The organism is Streptomyces torulosus, from assembly GCF_001419765.1.
In the GTDB taxonomy this organism is placed as follows: Bacteria; Actinomycetota; Actinomycetes; order Streptomycetales; family Streptomycetaceae; genus Streptomyces; species Streptomyces torulosus.
The window spans coordinates 1-5,567 of the sequence record NZ_LIRK01000641.1 but is presented as its reverse complement, the minus strand read 5'-3'; the positions used below and the strand labels follow the sequence as shown (position 1 = coordinate 5,567).

Here is a 5,567-nt window from a genome sequence, read left to right as displayed (position 1 = left end):
ACATCGGAATGACTCGTCTAGGCGCCCGGCCCCCTGCGCCGCACGGCCCCCGCACGAGATATCTTGATGTCGAGCAATGTTGCAGACGTGGAGCGGAGCACCCGGTGACTGACTCGACCATCATCTACACACACACTGACGAGGCCCCGGCCCTGGCGACGTATTCGTTCCTGCCGGTGATCAAGGCGTACGCCTCGCAGGCCGGTGTCTCCGTCGAGACCCGTGACATCTCGCTGGCCGGGCGCATCATCGCCGTCTTCCCGGAGTACCTCCAGGAGGGTCAGCGCATCCCGGACGCCCTCTCCGAGCTGGGCGAGCTGGCCAAGACCCCCGCGGCGAACATCATCAAGCTGCCGAACATCTCGGCGTCGATCCCGCAGCTGAAGGCCGCCGTCGCCGAGCTGCAGAGCCAGGGCTACGCGCTGCCGGACTACCCGGACGACCCGAAGACCGACGAGGAGCGCGAGATCCGCGCCCGCTACGACAAGATCAAGGGTTCCGCCGTGAACCCGGTCCTGCGTGAGGGCAACTCCGACCGCCGCGCCCCCGCCTCCGTCAAGAACTACGCCAAGACCCACCCGCACCGCATGGGCGCCTGGACCTCCGAGTCCAAGACCAACGTGGCGACGATGGGCGAGAACGACTTCCGCTCCACCGAGAAGTCCGTGGTGATCGCCGAGGACGGCGCGCTGAGGATCGAGCTGGTCGGCGACGACGGCACCACCACCGTGCTGCGCGAGTCCGTACCGGTCCTCGCGGGCGAGGTCGTCGACGCCTCCGTGATGCGTGTCGCCGCGCTGCGCGAGTTCCTCACCGCCCAGGTCGCCAAGGCCAAGGCGGAGGGCGTGCTGTTCTCCGTGCACCTGAAGGCCACGATGATGAAGGTCTCCGACCCGATCGTCTTCGGTCACGTGGTGCGCGCCTTCTTCCCGAAGACGTTCGCGCAGTACGGTGCGACGCTCGCCGCCGCCGGTCTGTCCCCGAACGACGGTCTGGGCGGCATCTACAAGGGCCTGGAGGCTCTGCCGGAGGGCGCCGAGATCAAGGCCTCCTTCGACGCCGAGCTCGCCGAGGGCCCGGAGCTGGCGATGGTCGACTCCGACAAGGGCATCACCAACCTGCACGTGCCGTCCGACGTCATCGTCGACGCCTCGATGCCGGCCATGATCCGCACCTCCGGCCACATGTGGGGCCCGGACGGCCAGGAGGCCGACACCCTCGCGGTGCTCCCGGACTCCTCGTACGCCGGTGTCTACCAGGCCGTGATCGACGACTGCCGTGCCCACGGCGCGTACGACCCGTCGACGATGGGCTCGGTCCCGAACGTCGGTCTGATGGCACAGAAGGCCGAGGAGTACGGCTCCCACGACAAGACCTTCGAGATCGCGACCACGGGCACGGTCCGTCTGGTCGACGGCAACGGCGTCGCCGTCATCGAGCAGACCGTCTCCGCCGGTGACATCTTCCGCGCCTGCCAGACCAAGGACGCCCCGATCAAGGACTGGGTGAAGCTGGCCGTCACCCGAGCCCGCGCCACCGGTGACCCGGCGGTGTTCTGGCTGGACGAGACCCGCGCCCACGACGCCAACCTGATCGCCAAGGTCAACACGTACCTGGCGGACCACGACACCGAGGGCCTGGACATCCGGATCCTCGCCCCGGTCGAGGCGACCAAGCTGTCGGTGGAGCGCATCCGCCGCGGCGAGAACACCATCTCCGTCACCGGCAACGTCCTGCGTGACTACCTCACCGACCTGTTCCCGATCCTGGAGCTGGGCACCAGCGCCAAGATGCTGTCGGTCGTCCCGCTGATGGCGGGCGGCGGTCTGTTCGAGACGGGCGCCGGCGGCTCCGCCCCGAAGCACGTCCAGCAGCTGGTCAAGGAGAACTACCTGCGCTGGGACTCCCTCGGCGAGTTCTTCGCCCTGGTCCCGTCGCTGGAGCAGTACGCCGAGGCCACCGGCAACACCCGCGCCAAGGTGCTGGCCGACACCCTGGACCGCGCGACGGCGACCTTCCTCAACGAGGACAAGTCCCCCTCACGTCGTCTCGGCGGCATCGACAACCGCGGCAGCCACTTCTTCCTGTCCCTGTACTGGGCGCAGGAGCTGGCCGCGCAGACCGACGACGCCGACCTGGCGAAGGCGTTCGCCCCGCTCGCCGAGACGCTCTCCGCGAACGAGCAGAAGATCGTCGACGAGCTGATCGCCGTCCAGGGCAAGGAGGCCGAGATCGGCGGCTACTACCAGCCCGACCCGGCCAAGGCCGCCGCGGTCATGCGCCCGTCGGCCACGTGGAACGAGGCGCTGGCGAACTTCGCCTGACGCTCCGCGCGGTCCGGCCGACCTGACGGCACCGCGGCTCGCCCGTGGTCCCCAGGTCGGCCACTCCCGTGAGGCCACACACCGCCGCCCCGGCCGGGTTCCTTCCCGGCTGGGGCGGCGTGCTGTCGGGGGCCCGTCCTGTCGGGGGCCTCGCGGGGCCGGTACTGCCGGTGCCGAGTGCCGTCGGTGCCGCGCGTGCCGTCGGTGCCGCGCGTGCCGGTCGGGGGCTGCGCGTGCCGGTCGGGGGCTGCGCGTTCGTGAGGGCGACCGAGGCAGTGCCGTCAGGCGGTGCCTTCAGGCGGTGCCGAGGGCCGTGCGCAGGGTGACGATCGCCTGGGTGATCGCGGCCTCGGCGGCCCGCGTCTCCCGCAGGGCGTTCAACATCACGAAGTCGTGGATGACTCCCTGGTAGCGCACGGCGGTCACCGGGACACCGGCCTCGCGCAGCTTGTTCGCGTACGCCTCGCCCTCGTCTCGCAGCACATCGGCCTCGGCGGTGATGACGAGCGCCGGCGGCAGCCCCGCCAGCTGGTCGACGGAGGCGCGCAGCGGTGACGCCGTGATCTGCGCGCGCTCCCGCTCACTCGTCGTGTACTGGTCCCAGAACCACCGCATCGCGTCGCGCCGCAGGAAGTAGCCCTCGGCGAACTGCCGGTAGGAGCCGGTGTCGAAGGCGGCGTCGGTGACCGGGTAGAAGAGGACCTGCTGGACCAGCGGGACGTCGCCGCGTTCCTTCGCCATCAGGGTCAGCGCGGCGCTCATGTTGCCGCCGACGGAATCCCCGGCCACCGCGATACGGGCCGCATCGAGGCGGTGCTGGGCGCCCTCCGCGACGATCCAGCGGGCCACCGCGTAGTTCTGCTCGACGGCGACCGGGTAGCGGGCCTCGGGCGACAGGTCGTACTCGGGGAAGACGACCGCGGCCCGCGCACCCACCGCCAGCTCCCGCACCAGCCGGTCATGGGTATGGGCGTTGCCGAAGACCCACCCGGCGCCGTGGATGTACAGGATCACCGGCAGCACCCCCTCGGCCCCCGCGGGCCGGACGATCCTGGCCCTGACCTCGCCGGTGGGGCCGCCCGGGACGGTCACCCACTCGTCGTCGACGTCCCGCTTCGCGATGTCGCCCGACTGCACCTCGTCGACGACCTTGCGCCCCTCGACCGGGCCGAGGTCGAAGAGGTACGGCGGGTTCGCGGTGGCCTCGGCGAAGGCCGCGGCGGCGGGTTCGAGGACGGGACGGGGGGCGGCGCTCTCGGACATGGCGATCTCCTCGGGTGGGGTGCCGCGGGCAGGTCCGCCCGCACGGTTCGCCGGGGGCGGCGGTACACCAGAAAGATAGCGCGCGATTAAGTTGCACACAACTAATTAGTAGGCGATTCCCTACCTCACGATTCCTTAGGGCACGATACGACTGCGTGACTGCCGGTAGGGTGGGAGATCGTCAGGGAGAGCACGGGACGGAGGAGCGACACCGTGAGCACAGTCGGCGAACTCGTGGGCACCGCCGGAGCGGAACCGGCGCAGGGGCACACCCTGCTCCTGGACGACCAGCTCTGTTTCGCGCTGTACGCCGCCTCGCGCGCCGTCACGGCCCGCTACCGGCCCCTGCTGGAGGAACTGGGCCTGACCTATCCGCAGTACCTGGTCATGCTGGTCCTCTGGGAGCAGGACTCGATATCCGTGCGCGACCTGGGCGCCGCGCTCCAGCTGGAGTCCAGCACGCTCTCACCGCTCCTGAAGCGCCTGGAGGCCGGCGGCCTGCTCCGCCGCGAACGCCGCCCGGACGACGAGCGGTCCGTCGCCATCCGCCTCACCGAGGCCGGGGCCCGGCTGGAGGAGCGGGCCCGGACCGTACCGGTGGACATCGGCGCCGCGATGGGCCTGACCCCCGAGCAGCACACCCTCACCCAGCAACTGCTGCGCCTGCTCACCGCGAACGTCAGCCAGGGCTGAGCGGGGCCCGGCCCCGGGGATCCCGGCGCGCCCGGTCCATGCGCGTCCCGGCGCGCCGGTTCAGCGCTCGCCCCCGTCGCGCCGGTTCAGTGCGCGTACAGGCGCGCCGGTTCCATGCGCGTCCCGGCGCGCTGGTTCCGTGCACGGGCCAGTGCGCCAGGTCAGCGGCCGGCGCGCCGGTTCAGTGCGCCGCGTCGAGCCGGTGCCGTTGTTCGGCGGTCAGCTCCAGGTCCACGGCGGCGAGGTTCTCCTCCAGCTGCGCCACCGAGGAGACCCCCGCGAGCGGCACGATCGGGAGCGGGCCGCCCAACTGCCAGGCCAGCACGACCTGGTTGACGGTCGCCCCGGTCTCCCGCGCCACCTCCCGCAGCACCTTCATCCGGGTCGGCGTGCCCGGGTGGTCGTACTCGCGTTGAAGCTTCTCGGGGCGTACATAGCCGCCGGTGAGCAGCGGCGAGTAGGCGACGAGGGTGAGGTCCGGCTCGGCCTCCAGGTAGCTCAGCAGTTCGGCGGTGGCCACGCCGAGCGTGCCGTGCGCCCAGAGGGCGTTGGGGACGTCGGTCCGCGGCCGCAGATAGCTGTGGTGGTACTGAAGCACCTCGTAACCCGGCAGTCCCGCCGCGGCGGCGAGGGCGCGGGCCCGCTCCACGCGCCACATGGCGTGGTTGCTCACGCCGAGCAGCCCGACCGTGCCCTCGGCCACGAGTTCCCCGAACGCCTCGACGGTCTCCCCCGGCGGGACCGTACGGTCCTCGATGTGCGCGTAGAGCAGATCGAGCCGCTCCACCCCGAGGCGCTCCCGGCTGCGTTCCGCCGACTCCCGGATCACCTTCGCCGACAGACCCTCGGCGTTGTCGACGTAGCTGGTGCCGGGGGCGAGGGGCCGGGCGCCGAGCTTGGTGGCGATGACGATCTCGGCGCCTGTCCCCCGGCTGCGGCGCCACCGTCCGAGCAGCTCCTCACTCTGGCCGCCCTGGCCGCCGTCGATCCAGAAGGCGTAGTTGTCGGACGTGTCGATGAAGTTGCCGCCGGCCTCGACATAGCGGTCGAGCACGGCGAACGACGTCTTCTCGTCCGTCCGTGAACCGAACAGCATCGCGCCGAGCGACAGCACGCTCACCTCACGACGGGTCTTCGGGTCGCTGCCGATCGTGCGGTATTTCATACCGATACCTCCCGTTCAGCCCGTTCGGCCCGTTCGTCGGGCCTCGGGAGGGAGTCTTCAGGTTGGAGCGCGCGCGAAGTCAAGCGTGCGCGAAGCCAGGCGTGCGCGAAGCCAGGCGTGCG

The 5,567-nt window shown here is 70.9% G+C and carries 4 protein-coding genes; 2 read left to right on the top strand and 2 right to left on the bottom strand.

All coding sequences use genetic code 11. The features are described from left to right. Nucleotides 1–104: 104 nt before the first annotated feature. The gene (locus AOK23_RS36245; RefSeq protein WP_055716766.1) at nt 105–2,324 is read left to right on the top strand and encodes an NADP-dependent isocitrate dehydrogenase; all 2,220 of its coding nucleotides are present in this window, start codon (nt 105–107) and stop codon (nt 2,322–2,324) included. Nucleotides 2,325–2,618: 294 nt separating this feature from the next. On the opposite strand, the gene AOK23_RS36240 is transcribed toward AOK23_RS36245, so the two are convergent. Next, complete coding sequence (locus AOK23_RS36240; protein WP_055716765.1) at nt 2,619–3,587, bottom strand: alpha/beta hydrolase; 969 nt, start codon at nt 3,585–3,587, stop codon at nt 2,619–2,621. Nucleotides 3,588–3,800: 213 nt separating this feature from the next. On the opposite strand from AOK23_RS36240, the gene AOK23_RS36235 reads away from it, so the two are divergent. Then, a complete protein-coding gene (locus AOK23_RS36235; protein WP_276205788.1) occupies nt 3,801–4,280 on the top strand; it encodes a MarR family winged helix-turn-helix transcriptional regulator in 480 nt (159 codons plus the stop codon). A gap of 181 nt (nt 4,281–4,461) precedes the next feature. Here AOK23_RS36235 and AOK23_RS36230 read toward each other — a convergent pair whose 3' ends face one another. Further along, nucleotides 4,462–5,445 (bottom strand): aldo/keto reductase, encoded by a 984-nt coding sequence (locus AOK23_RS36230; protein WP_055716764.1) that lies wholly within the window; start codon nt 5,443–5,445, stop codon nt 4,462–4,464. Nucleotides 5,446–5,567: the final 122 nt, after the last annotated feature.